Genomic DNA, 18,948 nt, shown 5'->3' on the forward strand with positions numbered 1-18,948 from the left:
CGTCTACCGTTCTACCGTCTACCGTTCTACCGTCTACCGTTCTACCGTCTACCGTTCTACCGTCTACCGTTCTACCGTCTACCGCTCTACCATACTACCAAACTATCATACTCCCCATGCGTCCACTCTTCATCGTCATCGAAGGCCTTGACGGCAGCGGCAAAACCACCCAGATCGAAATGCTTCGCGACCGCTTTCAGGGTGGGGGAGCGGCCTGCCACCTGACGGCAGAGCCAACGGACCTGCCCACCGGGCGGCTGATCCGGTCTATCCTCCAACACGAAATTACCGCTAACCCCAAGACGGTGGCGGCGCTCTTCGCCGCCGACCGCATCGAGCATATTCATCATCCCGAACAGGGGATGCTGGCCCAGCTGGCAGAGGGGTATCACGTGATTGCCAGCCGCTACTACTTCAGCAGCCTCGCCTACCAGAGCGAGTTCGCCGATCCGGGCTGGATCGCCCTGCTCAACATGGAAGCCAAACGAACCCTCCCCGCCGACGTCACCATCTTCCTGGACCTGGAGCCTGACCTCAGCATGGAACGCATCGCCGCCAGAGGCGAAGAAAAAGAACTCTTCGAAACGCGAGAGAAATTAACCCACGTCCGCGAAAGCTTTCACCTGGCCTTCGAGCATTTCGGAGAAGGCGAAAATATCCACATTGTCGATGCCTCCCGGGATCCGGTGACGATTGCTGAGGAGATATGGGGGATTGTGGAGGGGGTGCTGGAAACTATCGAATAATCCTTGAGACCCTCTCTGTATTAGCTGATATGTTACTAGAAATTGTTTCCCAGTCAAGATGATTCCCTAAGTCATGCTCTAGCCATATTTCATCGAGATATTTTTGGAAAAATGATACGTTATTCACTCGAGCCCGAATGTCGCTTGAAGTCTTAATTATTTTTCTATTATCTGAATTAAATATAGGTGTGTCTATTATAATTGCATCTAGGTATGTGAATTGTTCGATTAATTTATCGATATGATAAGCTCCCAAACTTGTAACTCTTATCATTGATGGCATGTTGTCTTCACTAAATACGTCTCCTCTTCTCGTTGATTCTATAAGTTTTCGAGATAGATTGTACGAGATTACATGGTCTATTTGCCCTACCGTAAATCCTAGCCCTTGTAATTCATTGTAAATTTTTTCAACAGTAATAAAACCATTGCTCTTCTTATTAGTAGATTGGTTTTTAACAATAGCCAAAAGTATTGGAGATATAAAATGCTCTTTTTTATCGTTACTTATAATGTCAAATACATTTGTAATAGTAGTATTGCTGGAATTGTAATAACTATTATCGCCAAATATGACAGCTCTTTGAAATTCGTGGAGAGGAATAAGGTAGGACCCATCTTTTTCCTTTATATTTAATATTTTTTCTGTATTGACGTGCCCACTTCCTAGGAATAGTTTTACATAACCAATTGCAATTCTGACATTTCCATTTGAAATGTTGTCAATGAATTCAAATAGGTCTGGATTTATTCTTAAAGAATATAGTAGTACTTCAATTAATTGGTCTAATTTATGAAAAGAAGTAGTGACCTGTGCAGACTTCAATTCTAATCTTCCTTGAGTTATATTTCTTGCAAATTCTAAACGTTTCAGAATGACATCGTCTACTCTTGGAGGTGCTATTGTGAATGCTTTTGGGTGGTACCCGGATAGGGCACCCTTTTTTAGCGATAAATGGAAGGTTTCAGGACGAAGCGCTAAGAATACCAGAACGGGCCAGCTGTTGGCAAGTTCTTCACTTATCAAAAAAGCCTGCTGTTGAGTTTCGTAACTCCTTTGGTCACAATTGTCAAGAAATATTACGACTTGCTTCTTTCTTGCTTTAGTAATGTGATTAAATGCAACTAAGTAATGCTGAGGTCTATCGTTAACCTTAGAGGTTAAAAAGTCATATTCTTTTAAAAGTGCAGCCTTTTCGTCAATCTCAAATAGTCTTTTAATAGGCCCATTCTTAAATCTTTTTAGTTCTGAATGGTATGCACCTCTAACAAATCCATCGCTGTTTATGTCTATATCGTAATTGGATAATAGGATGTTGTATATTTCATCTAATATAGCTTCTCCTAAATCGACTTTGAGTATCGCACTTGACCCTAGATTTATTTTTAGGGCTATACTTTTGTTTATAACTTCCTTTGCTTCAACCTTCATTAAATTATCAATAAATGTAGATTTTCCAACACCTACATCACCGATCAACATGATAGGCCTTTTAGTCAAGCTATTTGCAAACATTTCTTTAAGGTCGCTAGATATGCCTTTTCGATTTGCAGCCTCATCGATTACAAAAGAACTTTCATTGTCTTCATATAGGTACTTGTATCTGCTAGTTAGTATGTCTTTACTTAGGGATGCATACTTGGAAAGTGCGCCACTCTTGGCATAGCATTCTTTTAAGAAAATTTCTTCTATTTCTGATTCGTTGAGTACATCCTCTAGGACTAACTCGCTTAAAAGTTGCATCTCCGTCTGGAAATTGTTTCTGCCCTTTATTCCGGGATAAACAGGAATTCTAGAAGATTTTTTAGGGGGTAAATTTTCAATAGACTTGCCTAAAAGTGAATATTTTAAATATTTTTCACTAATTCCAGAGTACGAAAACGAATTCCAAAATTCCTTGTAATGATTTTTAATTCTATCAAATGAATCAAAAACTATTGCATTGCCCTCTAGAGGTGGGGTCCCATCAGTTCTGTTTGCAATGAATCCAACGAATTGCCAGCCATTTGAAACAATTCCAATTTCAACTCCTCTTTCTTGGCAATATCCTCGAACTTGGTCTAATGCAATTTTTAAATCTTTATGATCTCTACATAATGATTTAAGCGAATAAATTAGCCGGTTATGTTTTACTGGGAGTTCGAAGGATAGACCTTCTTTTTTCGCCTCTAAGATTGCTAACCTTCGAGTAGACTTGAGGACATAATCAGCATATTCACCGTTGTGCGATTCTTCAGCTATAATATTTTCAGGTTCCCAGTTCAACACTTCTTTCAGGATGACATCAATAAGGTGAAGTCTCGTAGTCGCTTCGTTCCTTGTCATGTCACTTAGTTTATACCATCTAATCAGCTCTTCTAGACTTAATAAACCTTGTTCGTAGAAACTTTCTATTTCGGACATGCGATGTTTTTGAAAATTTGTAAGAAAAATTGTTGACATTAGTCTGAATGAAAAATCATCACTCAATGCCCTTTCTATAGGCTTCAATCAATTTACTCGCGTAAAACTCAGCGGTCGTCCACAAAATAAACTAAATTCGGCATCCATAACAAAGCCGCAGAGAGAAAAAGGAGGAATAGGTCCCAAATGGGTCTTTTATTTGTTTCAATATGTCTTTTGTGCCGGGAAATGACATGCTTTTCCTGATATTGTAATAACTAAACAGCAAGCTTAACTTGACTTCCATCTCCTTATTTACCCCTAAATTATCCTCCTACTAATCCAGGGTCATCATGCTAAAGAACAGAATTGAATCCATCGATATCCTGCGGGGTATTACCATTGCCGCCATGATGCTGGTGAATAATCCGGGGAGTTGGGGCAGCGTCTATGCGCCGCTGCTGCACGCGGAGTGGCACGGCTATACGCCGACGGATCTGGTTTTTCCTTTCTTCCTGTTCATCGTAGGTTGTTCCATTGCCTTTTCTTACAGCGGCAAAACGGCCAGCGGGGCGACTTACGGAAAGATTAGCGTGCGGGCGCTGAAGTTGATCGGCCTGGGACTGTTTCTGGGGGCGTTTACTCTTAATTTTCCCTTTGTCAAAGACTTTGCGGACATCCGCTTTCCGGGTGTTTTACAGCGTATCGGACTGGCCTTTTTCTTTGCGGCTTTGATCGCCCTGCACGGGAACTGGAAAGTGGTGCTGGGCACCGTTGCCGCCCTGTTGCTGGGTTATTGGGGCATCATGGGTTTTCTGCCGCTGCCGGATGGCAGCGCGCCGACCTACGAGCGAGCGCCCAACAATTGGGCAATGTATCTCGACAAAGCCATCCTGGGCTCCCACACCTGGCAGCCGGATTATGACCCGGAGGGCCTGCTCAGTACCCTGCCGAGTATTGCTTCTGCTCTGATCGGTGTGTTGGTTGGGCGGATGTTTCTTTCCGGACGCAAGGATAAGCTGCGGGTGCTGCTGATGGCAGGCGCCGGCATGCTGGCCGCCGGCCACCTTTGGAATACGGTGTTCCCGATCAATAAGGCCCTCTGGACGAGCAGTTTCGTGCTGGTAACCGCAGGCTGGGCCTGCCTGCTGCTGGGGCTGATCTACTATTTACGGGACGTGCGGCAACTCCAATTCGGAGAGCTCTTCAAAAGGGTGGGGGCGAATGCCCTGATTCTCTACTTTTTGTCGAGCTTCATCGCTAAGGTGTTTGGCCGTCTGAAGGTAACTGAAGACAGCTCCCTGCATGGCTGGATGTACCAAACGATTTACGTCCACGATTTCCTCCCGCCAAAGCTGAGCAGCTTGCTGTATGGACTGACGGTGGTGGCTTTTTATCTGTGGCTCGGAAACCTGTTGTACAGGCGGGGAATATTCTTCAAAGTGTGAGGTAAGGCAGGGCAAACGCATCAAACTTCGTTTGCTACGTTTTTGATTGGCGATTGGCGATTTGCTTCGCAGTACTTCGTGCTCTCGATATTTGATTAGCTTCGCTGAGCCCTTCGGGGTTCTTGATTTGCTACCGCAAGTGACAGCTCACTGCGTTCGATCGAAACAAAAATCAACTATTAGATTACAGTTTTAGATTTGATGCGTTTGCCCTGGAGGTAAGGATAAGGACGCCTTGTGTTATTGCTGCAGCACTATGCGTCCGGCAACGGTTTTTCCCTTCGTGCTATGCAAGCGGTAGAGGTAAACACCCGGCCTTAGACCGGAAGCAGTCAGATTCAGATGAAGCTGGCTGCCCCGACCGGGTAATACAAGGAGTTGTCTGCCAGCCAGGTCATATACTTCTAATTGATCAATACCGGCAGGATTCGGCAGGCGGAAACGCACTTCCCCCGGGCTAGGATTGGGGTATACTTCCAGACCAATGGTAGCGGGCGCGTCGGGTGTCTGGGTACTGACCAGTACGGAAGGTGTGCATTCTTCGTCGTAGAAATCCTTTATCTGTTTAGCCGCAGCAAAAATGGCCGTAGTGTCCGGGCAGGAATCGGTAGGGTAATCTACCCCGAAGATGGTAGTTACTGCCAGGGTGAAACCGGTCACTTCTCCTGGCTGCAATTCATAGGGGCCGGTCGCATAAACCTGGCGGATGTCGGCAATTCCGGGAGGGAGGTTACACTGCGACCAGGGTACTCCATTTGCCTCCTGTCCATCAAAGACAAACAGGGTGGTGTCACTGCCATCCTGATAACCGCTGCCTCCCCGGGTAATGGGAGTTCCGTCCGCCCACAGCCCCCGCAGCGTGCTGTAGTAATCGACTGCTACTCTGGGCGAAGTAGTTCCCGGCGCCGGCGGGTTCAGGTCAGCGCGGTAAATATTCGTGACGGAACGCATCAAAGGATCTTCCACCTCCGTGTTTCCACCGCCAACATCGGAGCGAACAACCTGGAAAATGTTTACCGGAGCAGTATTGCCGTAGGACGCCACGCCACCTTCACAAGTTTCGGGCTCCAAACCGTTTTGGTTGTACACATAATACAGCTCGTGTTCGGGAGAGCTTCCCACCAGGTCGTTCGTGAAGCAGCCGAGGTCAGAGTCGATCCAGTGTCCGGCGTAAAGATTCAGGGCGTCCTCCTGGGCGCGGTTGATGATTTTGTAGTCGTAGAAGGTTGTCCGGTGCAGAATACTGTCGTTGGAGGCAATGGCGTAGGCAAGCAGATGGATTTCGGCCTGCAATGGTGAAACCGTACCACTCTCCTCATGAGGAGCACCAGCGTCATTGAATACCCCCCAAACAGCCTGATCTCCGCAGAATAGCGGGTAATCTCCATTGCGCGGGTCGTAGATTCCGTCAAGGTCCACATCAAAAAACGGGGCCAGCCCCTGCGGGCTAAGGGGGAGTGTAAATCCATATACTCCCTCAAAGTTGGGGTTGCCTGCGCCCGGCCAGCCCAGTACCTCCAGGGGGATTCGGTTGAAGGGGATGGGAAGATTGTCTTCAGCAACAGCTTCTGCGTAAACGGTCTGGAAAATATCAACGGTCGTTCGGTTTACTTTGAATAGTCGGTCCCAATCGGAGCAATCGCCTTCTACCGGCAGCCCCTCATCGCTTAGGGGGCCAGGGTAGTAATCGAAATTTCCCTGGCCGCGGCCATACTGTTGGGCGGCGATTTTGAGTCCTCCACCGGGGTCCTCCGCACCAAGCCAGAGCCCCCCGGCAAAGATGGCTACAGCAGGGTTGCTGGCAGGAGAGTCTGCACTGGCGGTGACTTCATAACGGCCATCCTGACCGTCGAACCAAAGGTCGCCACCATTGGTGATGAGCGCGCGGACACCGTTGATGTCCAGATATTCCGTGGCGGTCGGGTTGGCACAATCCGTAGACCGTTGCTGAGCGGTAAGCGCAGAATGCAGAACGAAAATGAGGAGAACTGAGAGTGTGCTTTTGCGGTACAGGGTAGTCATGGTGTATGGGGTTTACCTTTTGAAGGTAAGTCAATACTCCACGACGGGGCAGTCAGTATTCAGGTTCTGGCAGGTGTCCGACATTTTTTGGCGCGGTCGCAGGTGCAGGGGGGAGTTGGCCGTTCGTTCTCCGCGACAATGCTTTGCCCGCTGAACGCTGCCCTTTAACCAGCCCTTGCACCTGCGTCCGCGCCCTGATTTATTGCTGTTCGCTAAAACAATAAAGCCGGATGGAAAAAACCAACCTTTACTGCTTATTCTACCGGGCCATCATCTCCGTCAGTTCGGGATGCCTGGAATTAGTGGAAGCCGCTACTTCGAGGTAGGGTTGCGCTTCTTTTTTCATATCTTTTTCCTGCATCAAAGCGGCAATCAACCGGTTAACGTCGATATTCCGGGGGCGCTTCTCGTATTCCCGCCGGGTGTATTCCATCGCCTTGTCGTAGTCCTCGAATTGGTCTCGATAGAAGGAGGCATATTCCAGGTCCATGTTGTGGCCGGAGTCAACATCGTCTTGCAGCATGACGAAGATTTCTTCTTCGGCGGACCTCATTTCCTCCTGTCGGCCGGTGGCTTTGTAGAGCTTAGCCAAAGACATGTAATAGCCAACTTCCGGGATGATGCCAGCCGCTTCCTTGAGTAGTTTTTCCGCTTTGGGGTAGTCCTTTGCGGCCAGCGCGAGGTCGCCCAGTGCAGCGATGGCGAAAGGGTAGTTCGGCCGTTCCTTGAGGATGGTTTCGTATTGTTTGCGGGCGGCTTCTTTGTTGCCGTAGCGCTGGTGGATTTCACCGAGGGTAAGTCGTGCCCAGGCGGTTGATTCATAGCCTGGGTAGCCTGCTTTGACGGCCATTTCCATGGCTTCGATGGCGCCGTCCACGTCGCCGTAAATCTCCCGGAGGTAGGATACCCTGGAGTAAGAACGGAGGTCAGGGCGAATGCTGACCATCTGATCTGATGCCTCCACTGCTGCATCGTAGTTTCCCAATTCAACGTTAGCATCTACGAGTGCACCATAGATTTGTGCATTATGTGGGTTGATGCGGATGGCACGCTTAGCCGTCTCCAGCGCACTGGCAAAATCGTGCTGCGAGAGCTGCACACTTGCCTTAGTGGAGAGTGCGAGGAATTCCAGGTTCTGGTCCAGACCTTTGTTGATGTTGAGGGCCTGATCGACCATCTTCAAAGCTGCAGGGTAGTAGTGTCCGTGCTCACCAGTCACCCTGGCTTCATTGACAAATATCTGCGCCAGCGTTACCCGGGGCTCTACGGCATTGGCGTTTTTAAGGCGAAGATCGCTGCTTAGTTTCATGTAGCCACTTTGAGTGCGTTCCCATTCAGTAGCATCCTGCAACGCTTTGGGGCGGGGGAGTAGCTCCGGAATGTCAACTTGATTTGTACCCGTTTGGGCACTTGTGTTGGTTGCGCTTGTCTGGCCGCAATTGGTCAGGGTTATCATCGTCAGGCCGATGAATAGCCATAAGGTTAATGATGTGATTTTCATGTTGTTGAGCTTGGGTTGGTCATTCTGATCCTTGGTCAGAATTTTCCGGAGGAAATAAAAAGCGGTGCGGAGTTGAGTTGAACTACCGCACCGCATAAAATGGAGTAGGTTAAATCTTTAACTAATCACTTTCTGGAAGATCGGCTTCTGCAAATCCGGAAGCTGATCTTCCATTGGGTTGATTAATTTGACTTAACCATTCGGATGGTTTGCAGAATCTGTCCGCTGCCACCGGAAATAACGGCGATGTAAGTTCCCTGCGGGAGCCTGCCTGCGTTAACCGGAATGACGTGCTCACCCTCGGGGAGCGTACGACGGCTAAGGTTGCTCAGCAGGCGACCGTTCATGTCGTAGAGGTCAACGGAGACGGCCATGGGCTGTCTTACGCGAAGCTTAAGGGAAGTCTGCGTAGAAAAGGGATTCGGAAAGTTGATCCCCACCACGTCCGGAGCGTTAAGTCCGACACCGGGCGCGAAGAAATCATTGCTGGTGGCTACGAGTCCGCCACCACATTCTCCGGTTCCGCTGTTGGGCATTGGCAGATAGGGAAATGCTCCGCGGAAGTCCTTGTCGTTGCTTTCAACACCAGTCGTGTAACCCAGTACACCGCCCAGTTGAGCGGTAACGGGGGACGGGCTGGTGGCAGGGTCGTAATCGTCATACCAAAGGCCAATGGCGGCGAGTACCACACCGGAAACCGCTTGTAGCTCGATGCGCGTGACGTCATCCTCCAGGCGGCGTCCGTTAGGGAAGCCATCCATATTAGGGATCAACTGCAGATCGGCCGTTGCAGCGTAAGTGGGGTCCGTAAGGCCAAGCACTGCTGCCTGGATCAGGCCAAGAGAAGAAAAGGATTCATCGTCTCGCGGCGTCGCCGGAACGGCCATGTTCAGGCGAAGCATATCACCTCCGTTGGGCAGGAAGTTGTTGATGAAGGGTTTACCTGCCGCCAGCGGATCACCCGCTTTGCCCGTAGCCAGTTGGTACGGACGTGCATTGGGGACACCGGTGTGGAAGATGGGCCACAGGTCAACGGAACGCGGCTTGCCGGCACCGGGGAGTAGTAAGGTGCCAAATACCGCATCATCGAGCGCGGTTCCGGCTACGGCGTCGGAACCCTTCAGCGGGAAGAGGCCGTCCGCACCGTTCGTGAAGTCCAGGCCCATGCCGAGGCTGTTCTGCTGAATCCGTAGTGGAGCGAAAGCAGGAACGGCTCCGCCGAACAGGTCGTCGTCCATGTACAGAGCGAGCTCCGGGTTGTAGAAGAAACCGTCCAGCAGAGTATCCGTAATCTCTTCGTAGGGAGAGATGGCATTCCAGTAATCTTTCATGCCTACGGGGATAACGGCTTCGTTGGTCAGTGGCATACCGAGGCGGGAGACCTGCACCCAGTCGCCGCTTACTGCTGGCTTGCTGCCGTCGGTTTGCAGCGTTTGAATGGCCGGGCGGCTGGAGGAAGCCCATACGCCGATCACGTAGTCACCGTCGAGAATGTTCGCCGGGGTCGCCGCTGCACCATCCTTCAGGAGGGTCGCAATCGGAACATTCAGTACAATGGCCGAAGTGTTGAAACAAGCCAGGCCGTCGATGGATTCTCCGTCCTGACGAGGAGCGTCACCGAGGTCGAAAATACCACCCAGGTCGACGAAGAAGGGATCATCCACCGTGCCGGCGAATACCTGTTCACCGCTGGTGGCGGTAGTAACCTTGCTCATCCAGTAAGCTTCGTAGCTTTCCTGTCCGAGACCAACGGCAGACTCAATCGAGCGGGGGCCGATGTTAGGGGCGGGGACTTCCCCGTTGGCCACTACTGTTTCAAAAGTAGCACCACCATCAACACTACGTTCCAGGGTGTAGGTGGTCTTCAGGTTTTCCTTACCCAGGCGGATATTGAAGAAGGTGGAAGGATCTTCGTTCACCCGCGTGAAGGTGAAGCGATAGGTAATCTCATCACCAGCAACGGCAGCATCATTATCGATGTGAATCTCATAGCGGATGTCTTCTCCGAAATGATAATAGTTGGGGCCACCGTGCGGGAGTTGCATGGGGATGTAGGTGGCGATGAGGGTAATCATGTCTTCGTTTTCCGGAGACCGGAAGGCGTAGACGTCGACGTTGTCCGCCAGCGGGTCATCTGAAATGAGCGGTGCCTCCCGGTGACTGGACGCAAACAGCGCAGTGCTGCTCATAACCGCCAGCAGCACGACGAGTGTCCGCTTAAAGTTGGTTAATAAATTCATTATGGTTGTATGCTGAGTCCCGAACGGATAGTCCGGAACGATCATTAAAATTGGATGCGTGGTAGTCCCGGATTAGTTTCCTGGGTTGGTGTGTTTAACCACCGTACCTCTCCACGGAGCCGCTACGTAGGGGAAACTGGCCGTGAACGGCTTGTCGTTTTCTTCTACCTGAGTGCTGTAAGAGAGTACGCTCACCAGATTGTCCGTTACCGGACTAGGGCTGGTAGTGGGGTCATAGTCATCATACCAAAGTCCGATGGCGGCAAGAACGACACCCGATACGGCCTGCAGTTCAATGCGGGTGACATCATCTTCGAGACGGCGACCATTGGGGAATCCGTCCATGTTGGGGATCTGTTGCATGTCGGCCGTACCATTGTAAAGCGGGTCGGTTAATCCAAGAACAGCTGCCTGTACAAGCCCCAGGGAGCTGAAGCTTTCGCTGTTTCTGGGCGTTACGGGCACGGCCATATTCAGCCGGAGCATATCACCACCGTTGGGCAGGAAATTGTTGATGAAGGGTTTGCCCGCTGCCAGCGGATTACCCGCTTTGCCGGTAGCCAGTTGGTAAGGCGGCAGGTTCGGAGCGCCGGTATGGAAGATGGGCCAAAGATCCACGGAGCGGGGTAAGCCCGGGCCGGGAAGTAAGAGGCTACCAAAAGCAGCTTCTGCCAGTGCCGTACCGTCAAGAGCGGCGTTTCCCTTCAGGCCGAATAAGCCATCGGCTCCGTTACTGAAGTCAAACTGGCCCAGGCTATTGGTCTGTATGCGTAGAGGCGCGAAGGCAGGAACAGCCCCGCCGAAAGCATCATCGTCCATGTAAAGGGCGAGTTCAGGATTGAAGAAGAAGCTGTCCAGCAGGACGTCGCCAATTTCTTCGTAGGGAGTAATTGCATTCCAGTAATCCTTCATGCCAACGGGAATGACGGCTTCGTTGGTCAGCGGCATACCCAAGCGGGAAACTTGTACCCATTCTCCGGAGTAGACGGAAGTATCTCCGGCGGTAAGCGTCCGGACTGCCGGACGGCTGGCGGATGCCCAGACGCCAATGATGTGGTCGGGGTCAAGGATGTTTGCCGTTCCTACGGACGCACCCGCTTTGAGCAGCGTAGAAATAGGAACCTGAAGGGCGATGGTGTGGACATTGAACTGTGCCAGACCATCACGATTCTGTGCGTCGTCTCCCTGCCGGGGGCTATCGCCGAGGTCAAAAATGCCGCCGAGGTCAACGAAGAAAGGATCGTCTGACGGGCCGGCCCAAACCTTTTCTCCGCTGCTGGCGGTTACGATGGCGTTGGTCATCATTTCCGTGTAGGTGGAGTCATAACCAACCGGAGACTCAATGGAGCGTGGGCCGATGTTGTAACCTGGCACGGGGCCGTCTTCCACAATGGTCTCAAAGCTTAGGCCTCCATCGAGGCTACGCTCAAGCGTGTAAGTAGCCTTGAGGTTTTCTGCGCCGAGGCGGATATTGAAGAAGGTAGTAGGGTCTTCGTTTACGCGTGTGAAGGTGAAGCGGTAAGTCACTTCATCTCCGGGAATACTGGCGTCGTTGTCTACATGGATTTCGTAACGGATATTCTCCCCGAAGGTGTAATAGTTCGGGCCACCCTGGGGCAGCTGCATGGGAATATAGGTAGCCATCAGGGTGATGGTGCTGGGGTCGTCCGGGCTTCTAAAAGCATAGACGTCGGTATTGTCCGCCAGTGGATCGTCGGCAATCAGGGGCGCTTCCCGGTGAGAGGAAGCCGCTAAACTGAAAGTCAGTGCGAAAAACAAAGCGAAAAACACCAAACGTTGATGTAAGGATGTTTTCATTGAAAACTGAGTTGAATAATGTGCAAAAAGTGGCCATTTCGGACCTGTCAAACTCAGTTACGAGAAAAAGCTATCTGTTGGATTTGCTGAAGGGCTATTTAAATCAGTACGGTTGCTTTCAATAAGTGATCAGCCCCTACGAAAATGAATCCCACATGATCGGAGGGGCATGGCCTAAAACATTGCTACTCTTAGCTGTCTTTGCATCCTGCGTCCGCGCCCCCAGCTGAATCTGCCAAAGCCGTTTAGTAATCAGTTCGCCTGCACCCTGCAACCCGCACCCTGCAACCCGCACCCTGCAACTTGCACCCTGCAACCCGCACCCTGCAACCCGCACCCTGCAACTTGCACCCTGCAACCCGCACCCTGCAACTTGCACCCTGCAACCCGCACCCCATCACCCCATCCGGTTCCGCTTCACCATGTACTGCTGTAGTACGGTTCGGAAGCCATTATTGATGTCTGCTTCTACGTAGTCAATTTTGTACTGGAGGCATTTAAGGCGCAGCCGTTCTTTATAAGCGACCACCTGCTCCACGTAGTACTCTTTTACCTGATGGGGTTGCAGTTTTACCCGTTCTCCGCTTTCCATATCGATGAATTCGTAGGGGCGGTTCTCAAACTCGAAGTCGATTTCTTTTTTCTTGTCGACCGTGTGGAAGAGTACCACTTCGTGCTTGGCGTGGCGAAGGTGCTGGAGGGCCGCGAAGAGCTCATCTTCCTTCTCCGTATCGTCGAACATGTCACTGAAAATGATCACCAATGACCGTCGGTGGACACTCTCGGCAATCTGATGCAGAGAGGCGGCCGTGGTGGTTTTGACCTCCCGGGTAGGGTTTTCGATCAGCCGTTGCAAGTGAGTAAGCATCAGGCGGTAGTGCGTGGTGCTTGATTTTGGACGGGTGTGCAGATTGACGGACTCATCATAAAAACTAAGGCCGAAGGCATCCCGCTGCCGCTTCAGCAGGTTCATCAGGGCCGCTGCGGCCAGCGCACTGAACCTGATTTTATTGACGTGGTCCTCAGAAGTTGTGGTTACCTCGGGAAAGAACATGGAAGAACTGGTGTCAATCACAATCTGACAACGCAGATTGGTTTCCTCTTCGTAGCGCTTGGTGTACATCTTGTCCGTGCGGGCAAAAACCTTCCAGTCAATATTCTTAGTCGGTTCACCGGGGTTGTAAATCCGGTGTTCCGCGAATTCTACGCTAAAACCGTGGAAAGGACTTTTGTGCAGGCCGATGATGAAGCCTTCCACTACCTGCCGGGCGAGGAGTTCGAAGTTACCTAAGTTGCGGACCTGATCGTTGTCAATAAACTGCATGTTGGCTATTTGGGGCTGAAGAAGACCCAACCATCGGATGGCGGCGGGTGTTCGTCGAGTATAACGAATGCGAAAGTACGCATCGTACTATCTTTTCCACTATGTTAGGCAAAGTGAAACAATGGCTGGGCATCGAGGGCGTCAAACTCGAGCTCATTTTACCGGAAGATTTTGATCCTCGTCAGGGCGTCCTTCAGGGGACGATCCGACTGATGAGTAAAAACCCGCAGACGGTGACGGCCATCAAATTGGCGATTATTGAAAAGTACTCCCGTGGTCGGGATGCTGAAGTCCTCGTGGATGAATACGAGCTGGGAACGGAGATCATCCGGGACACCATCGAGGTGCCCGGAGATGGCGTTGAGGTAGACTATCCCTTTACGGTCAGGTTTACCCCGATGACTTCTGAAGTAGATGACTTTGGCAACCGAAACATTCTTTTCCGCGGCCTGGCCTGGGTAGCCAGGAAAACGAGAAACGCCGTTTCTGAATACCGGATTGAGGCGGAGGCCGTAGTGCGGGGTGTCGGGCTTAATCCTTTTGATAAGAAGGTTCTGGGGGAATAACAAGGTGTGCACCGAGGGGCTTAAACTTCACCGATTTTGCTTGTAATTCGCATCAAGGTGTATAAATAGTAGCGCGCTACGACTTCCAGCGTCTGTTCTCTAAGCCTTTCCCTTTTCATTGGCCACTTTGCCGGTGCGCCAGGAAGTGCCCGATGGTGCTGGATTTATACCGTAGAATTTAGTTTTCGCTGCAGTAGCGATGGGAAAAGTCTTAAACATTTTTTAAAGCAGCTGGTAAAACGGATAGAACGCAACTGCTTGGTTATCTTGTAGCTAAAGCAATATTCTTACCAAACCTGACTTAACCCACTATACATGAAACCTTTATTTACCCTTGTCCTTTTAGCCTTGCTGATTTCCTCCTGCACGCCCCTTCGGGTGGTCCGGTTAGAGCCTGATGCAGAACCAGACCATTACCGTTACGGTGAAAAAATAGTGACGGATGAACAGGCTGATGTGGCCGTTGCCGTTAGCTACTATGATGCCTCTCCCAATTACATCGTCTTTAACCTTGAAGTAGAAAATAAGGGCACGGAACCCTTTAATTTTGATCCGGCAACCTGCCTGCTGGTGCCCGATGTCGGTCCGGTATCTTTGGCGATCGATCCGGAGATGGAGCTGCTAAGCATGGATATCCAGACGATTCAGCAGGAAAAAACACGACGGACCTGGGGCTGGATTGGTGCCGGTGCACTGGTGGCCGGAACGGTGGTGGCGATAACTTCTGATGCAGGCCTTGAAGGTCTCGATCCTGTGGGGAGTTCTTTTGCCAGCGAGCTGGCCTTTTCCGTTACGGAGAATCTTGCTTTTGCGGTGGTCAACGCACAGGCGGCCAGCGATTTTCGAAGAAATGCTATTCCGTACGCAGACGAAATACCAGTGCCCGAAAACCGATTCTTCTGGCTCGATCATGCAGTAAGATATACGACAATACGTCCGGGCGAAAAAGCGGTAGGCAAAGTTGTATTTCCCCGAAATGACGAAGCAGCAGCTTTCTCTTTCAACCTGGAAGTGCAGGGAAAAGATTTTCGTTTTCCGTTTAGCCAACGGGTTTACAAGCCATGATTTGGGCAGGCTTTCAAAGCAGGCGGCGCGCACGCAGGTTCTGGGTCCTGTTCCTTACGGGGTGCAAAGAACAGTCTAAAGAAAGCCGGGAGCTAACGAACCAGAGAGCTTATTTTTGCGCTATATTCTGAAACACAGAATACAACTGGCCAGGGGACGTTACTATCCCCTTACCTCAAGCCTGCGCTACTCGTCTAATGCTCCATTCCACCCGTCTGACCCTTCTCTGCTTGTTGTTGTCCTCTTGCTTATCCGCTCAGGTTCGCCTGATTGTAGCGGGTAACACTGCCGATGCTGTTCCCGGGCTGTTTGAAGCAATCGATCTTCGAATACAGCAAGCTGATTTGCCCGCAACGGTCCTTTTTGCGGGTGATTTTGTGGATGGCTGCACCGAAGAAATGTCGGCTTGGAAACGGAAACAGGGTAATGGCGATCAGGTATTCTCCTCCTTAGCGCCTCTGCTTGATTTAGTTCGCCGTAATCCGGAAACGGATTTTTACTTCATTCCTGGTGATCGGGACTGGGACAAGTCCGGAGTCAACGGGCTCGCTTGTGTGAAAGCCATGGAAAACTATCTGGAAGACCAGTTGCTTGACAACTTAATCTGGCCCCTCAAAAATGGCTGTCCCGGGCCGGAACTTATCCAGTTGTCGGAAAGCGTATTGCTGATGCCCATCAACACGCAATGGTGGAATCATCCTCACCACAAGCCGCTCCCCGCTGAGTCCTCCTGCGACTTTGCAGATCCAGGGACAGTCCTGGATGAAATGAAGAGTATTTTTCAGGAAAACCGGGATCGGAACATTATCGTTGCTGGCCACTTTCCTCCTAAATCACAAGGGCGTTACGGTGGTGAATTCCCCGCCAGGGATCACTTCGCTCCTCCAATCATTGGTGGCATACGTCTTTCCTGGCGGCAAAATGTAGGCACGCCGGAAGAACTTACCAATGAAAGGTTTGCTCCCCTGGCCAAAGCCATGAAAGACTATAACGGTTTTTACGATGGGCTTCTTTTTGTCGGAGCACAAGATAAGAGCCAGCAGCTGATCCGGTTTCGCCGCAATTTTATCCTCAATGCCGGAGCCTCCGGCCCGGGGCGCTGGTCGGCGCAGCACAAGCCGGCCCAACACATCAGCCGCGAGGCGGGCTTTACGGAAATAACTTTTTCTGAGGACGGAGAGGTTAACTACATCTATCTGGACGCAAAGGACGCTAAGCCCCTGGCGGAGCGGATCCTGTATCATGCCCCCTGCGACAATGCTCAGGATACACTGCCGGTCAACCCTGCTTTCCGCCCCTGTGGAATTACGGAAGAAGATATGACGGAGTTCAAGGTGGATATTCCGGATAGCCAGATAGTTGTCCCCGGTGCCCAGTATGAGGTCAGTAAATTCGGTGAAAACTTTTTAGGTAAGCACTACCGGGACACCTGGGCCACCCCGGTAAAAGTTCCGGTGTTAGATGTTTCCACCGCTTTTGGAGGTCTTACACCCGAACGGGAAGGTGGCGGCCGACAAACGACTTCCCTTAAATTGAGGTCAGAAGACGGAACGGCCTATATTTTTCGCTCGATAGATAAGGATCCGGCGGTAACACTGGACTGGCAGATTCGACCTACCATCATTGGTGATGCCTTTCGGGATCAAACCTCCAGTGGTCATCCATTCGGAAGCCTGATTGTAGCCCCTTTGCTGGATCATTTGGGGGTGTTGCACGTTAGCCCTCAGGTGTATTCCATGGCTGCTTGCCCTACTCTGGGAAACTTTAATCCCCGCTTTGCCAATATGCTCGGTACACTGGAGGTTTTTCCCCAGGACGAGAAACAAAAGAGCGACCGCCCGGGCACCTTCGGAGCGGATGATATTCTAAAGAGTTATGAACTATTCCGGGAGCGCTATGATGACCAGGAAGTAGTGGTCAATAACCGGGAGTTTCTGAGAGCCCGTCTCTTTGACCTGTTGATTGGAGACTGGAGCCGGCACGAAGAAAACTGGAAGTGGGCCAGCTATAAAATTGGGGGAGTTCACCATATTCGTCCTATTCCCCGTGACCGCGACAATGCCTTCTCCAGAATGGATGGCTTTTTTCCCTGGTTTGCCTCCCGCTCGTGGGCCGTTCCCAATCTGGAAAATTTTGGCTTCCGTACGCCGGACATCCGCAGCTTGTCTCATCAGGCCCGGCATATGGACCGCCTGCTGCTAAGTCCGTTGAAGCGCACTGACTTTGAACGGGAAGCACAAAAAATTCAAACGGAGCTTACGGATGAGATCATCGAACAAGCGGTAAAGCAAATGCCTGCGGGCGCTTTTGCTGTTTCCGGAGAAGAAATTATTGCCAAGTTGAAGCGTCGAAGGGATGATCTGCAAGACTATGCAGAAGCCTACTACGAGTTATACGCCAGTGTGGTAGATATCGTTGGAACTAATGACGAGGAAGCCTTTACGGCTGAAGGTTTGAGTGATGGCTCCCTGCGGATCCGTTCTGTAGACCTAAAGGGTAAGAGCGAAGGAATGGTGCTCTATGACCGTGTCTTCTCACCTAAAGAGACAAAAGAAGTCAGGGTTTATGGATTGGGCGATGATGATCAGTTTACCATCACCGGTGAAAACAAAAGCAGCATTAAACTGCGGTTTATTGGCGGTGAAGGGGAAGATATATACACTGCTGAATCAACTACTAAATCGGTCAAAGCCAGCATTTACGAGAATGACAGGGAGGAGGAGATCGTATCAGGTAACGGTCTTAAATACAAGAATAATTGGCGGGATGAGCTCTATTACTACGACCGGACGGCGCATGAATACAATGAGATTTCCCCTCTGGTAAGCGTAGGCTTCAATGGTTTTTCCGGGCCTAAGCTTGGTCTTGGGGTGCAGTTCACCCGTCGGAATTTTACGCGTCGGGACTTTAGTGCACGATACCGGATTGCTGCCGAGGCGCGCGCCATTGGCAGCGCTGCCGTTAAAGCTTCCGCTGAGTTCGGAGAAGTTTTTGGCAAAGCTGACCTGATCGCCAGAACGAGAGCTGGCTTTCCCGATTTCTTTAACTTTTTTTACGGCTTGGGCAACAATACCGTTATTGATCCTGATCGGGTTCGCAACGATTTTAACCTAATTCGCTTAAAGCATTTTTCCGTTGAAGGTGGCCTGAGAAGACGCTTTGCCGGAAGGAGTTATTTTAATCTGTTAGCTGGCTATCAGATCAATGAAACGATAGAAACCGAAAATACCATCCTGAACGCCGGGACGGACTACTACGGCGACGGTAATCTACGGTTTGCCTACCTGAGGCCGGAGCTACAGCTTGATCTCAGGGATCACCCACAACTCCCTTCCAAAGGGGTAATGCTGGAGGCGAGTCAGAAATGGGGCTTTGGCGATTTCAATAATAACTTCGGGGTGAGTAAAATCGCCGGGGAAACACATTTTTCCACCAGACGCTTCCCCATTTCGCTTAGTTTTCGGACCGGGTTAGCCCTTACTCAGGGTACCGTACCTTTTTACGAACAGCCCAGCCTGGGGCGTGCCAATGGTCTGAGGGGCTTTCAGCGCAATCGCTTTGTCGGAGATGGCTACTTCTTTTACAACGTCGAGTTCCGAAGCCCGGTAGCCCTGATCGAAAGTCGGGTTGTCCCTTTTGCCGTAGGCGTGAGAACTTTCTATGATCGTGGGGTCATTCTGCAAAAAAGCGAAGAAGCACGAGACTTTAAGTCTGCTTATGGGTTCGGAATTTACCTGATTCCCCTGTCGAGATCTTTTACGGTTAGTGCGGTAATGGGCTTCACGAAAGAAGAAGCTTCGGTCATTAATGTTTCGGCCGGGACTAATTTTTAAAA

At 50.7% G+C, this 18,948-nt stretch carries 11 protein-coding genes; 5 read left to right on the forward strand and 6 right to left on the reverse strand.

The window, feature by feature from the left end; genetic code table 11:
- The first annotated feature begins 116 nt into the window (after positions 1–116).
- Positions 117–746 carry a dTMP kinase gene (tmk, locus tag BM123_RS05805; protein WP_090166245.1) on the forward strand — a complete coding sequence of 210 codons (630 nt, stop codon included), beginning with the start codon at positions 117–119 and terminating at the stop codon, positions 744–746.
- Here the strand turns inward: tmk and BM123_RS05810 are convergent.
- Positions 736–3,150, reverse strand: a complete 2,415-nt coding sequence (locus tag BM123_RS05810; protein ID WP_090166247.1) for a hypothetical protein — start codon at positions 3,148–3,150, stop codon at positions 736–738. The genes tmk and BM123_RS05810 overlap by 11 nt on opposite strands.
- A gap of 332 nt (positions 3,151–3,482) precedes the next feature.
- Between BM123_RS05810 and BM123_RS05815 the strand changes: the two genes are divergently transcribed.
- Positions 3,483–4,577: an acyltransferase family protein gene (locus BM123_RS05815; RefSeq protein WP_090166249.1), complete on the forward strand. Its 1,095-nt coding sequence runs from the start codon at positions 3,483–3,485 to the stop codon at positions 4,575–4,577.
- 240 nt (positions 4,578–4,817) lie between these two features.
- Here the strand turns inward: BM123_RS05815 and BM123_RS05820 are convergent, their stop codons facing one another.
- From BM123_RS05820 to BM123_RS05845, 5 genes are all read right to left on the reverse strand, one after another.
- Positions 4,818–6,599 carry a T9SS type A sorting domain-containing protein gene (locus tag BM123_RS05820; protein ID WP_090166251.1) on the reverse strand — a complete coding sequence of 594 codons (1,782 nt, stop codon included), beginning with the start codon at positions 6,597–6,599 and terminating at the stop codon, positions 4,818–4,820.
- 259 nt (positions 6,600–6,858) lie between these two features.
- On the reverse strand, positions 6,859–8,100 hold the full coding sequence (locus BM123_RS05825) for a tetratricopeptide repeat protein (protein WP_090166555.1): 1,242 nt from the start codon (positions 8,098–8,100) through the stop codon (positions 6,859–6,861).
- Positions 8,101–8,282: 182 nt separating this feature from the next.
- Positions 8,283–10,340: a DUF4331 family protein gene (locus BM123_RS05830; RefSeq protein ID WP_090166557.1), complete on the reverse strand. Its 2,058-nt coding sequence runs from the start codon at positions 10,338–10,340 to the stop codon at positions 8,283–8,285.
- Positions 10,341–10,412: 72 nt separating this feature from the next.
- Positions 10,413–12,158: a DUF4331 domain-containing protein gene (locus BM123_RS05835; protein ID WP_090166253.1), complete on the reverse strand. Its 1,746-nt coding sequence runs from the start codon at positions 12,156–12,158 to the stop codon at positions 10,413–10,415.
- Between the two features lie 397 nt (positions 12,159–12,555).
- Positions 12,556–13,482 (reverse strand): DUF58 domain-containing protein, encoded by a 927-nt coding sequence (locus BM123_RS05845; RefSeq protein ID WP_090166255.1) that lies wholly within the window; start codon positions 13,480–13,482, stop codon positions 12,556–12,558.
- Positions 13,483–13,583: 101 nt separating this feature from the next.
- Here BM123_RS05845 and BM123_RS05850 point away from each other — a divergent pair, with 101 nt between their 5' ends.
- The 3 genes from BM123_RS05850 to BM123_RS05860 all read left to right on the forward strand — a co-directional run bounded on the left by BM123_RS05850 (position 13,584) and on the right by BM123_RS05860 (position 18,946).
- Positions 13,584–14,048 (forward strand): hypothetical protein, encoded by a 465-nt coding sequence (locus BM123_RS05850; RefSeq protein ID WP_245748449.1) that lies wholly within the window; start codon positions 13,584–13,586, stop codon positions 14,046–14,048.
- A gap of 315 nt (positions 14,049–14,363) precedes the next feature.
- Positions 14,364–15,113: a hypothetical protein gene (locus BM123_RS05855; protein ID WP_090166257.1), complete on the forward strand. Its 750-nt coding sequence runs from the start codon at positions 14,364–14,366 to the stop codon at positions 15,111–15,113.
- A 197-nt stretch (positions 15,114–15,310) separates the two neighbouring features.
- Positions 15,311–18,946, forward strand: coding sequence for a BamA/TamA family outer membrane protein (locus BM123_RS05860; RefSeq protein ID WP_090166259.1), 3,636 nt, complete (start codon positions 15,311–15,313; stop codon positions 18,944–18,946).
- Positions 18,947–18,948 lie beyond the last annotated feature (2 nt).

Origin of the sequence: Neolewinella agarilytica (assembly GCF_900110645.1) — a bacterium.
GTDB classification, from domain to species: Bacteria; Bacteroidota; Bacteroidia; order Chitinophagales; family Saprospiraceae; genus Neolewinella; species Neolewinella agarilytica.

What these genes read in the sequence shown, in the direction of transcription:
- tmk (WP_090166245.1), top strand. Translation starts at nt 117, where the DNA reads ATGCGTCCACTCTTCATCGTCATCGAAGGCCTTGACGGCAGCGGCAAA.
- BM123_RS05810 (WP_090166247.1), bottom strand. Translation starts at nt 3,150, where the DNA reads ATGTCCGAAATAGAAAGTTTCTACGAACAAGGTTTATTAAGTCTAGAA.
- BM123_RS05815 (WP_090166249.1), top strand. Translation starts at nt 3,483, where the DNA reads ATGCTAAAGAACAGAATTGAATCCATCGATATCCTGCGGGGTATTACC.
- BM123_RS05820 (WP_090166251.1), bottom strand. Translation starts at nt 6,599, where the DNA reads ATGACTACCCTGTACCGCAAAAGCACACTCTCAGTTCTCCTCATTTTC.
- BM123_RS05825 (WP_090166555.1), bottom strand. Translation starts at nt 8,100, where the DNA reads ATGAAAATCACATCATTAACCTTATGGCTATTCATCGGCCTGACGATG.
- BM123_RS05830 (WP_090166557.1), bottom strand. Translation starts at nt 10,340, where the DNA reads ATGAATTTATTAACCAACTTTAAGCGGACACTCGTCGTGCTGCTGGCG.
- BM123_RS05835 (WP_090166253.1), bottom strand. Translation starts at nt 12,158, where the DNA reads ATGAAAACATCCTTACATCAACGTTTGGTGTTTTTCGCTTTGTTTTTC.
- BM123_RS05845 (WP_090166255.1), bottom strand. Translation starts at nt 13,482, where the DNA reads ATGCAGTTTATTGACAACGATCAGGTCCGCAACTTAGGTAACTTCGAA.
- BM123_RS05850 (WP_245748449.1), top strand. Translation starts at nt 13,584, where the DNA reads ATGTTAGGCAAAGTGAAACAATGGCTGGGCATCGAGGGCGTCAAACTC.
- BM123_RS05855 (WP_090166257.1), top strand. Translation starts at nt 14,364, where the DNA reads ATGAAACCTTTATTTACCCTTGTCCTTTTAGCCTTGCTGATTTCCTCC.
- BM123_RS05860 (WP_090166259.1), top strand. Translation starts at nt 15,311, where the DNA reads ATGCTCCATTCCACCCGTCTGACCCTTCTCTGCTTGTTGTTGTCCTCT.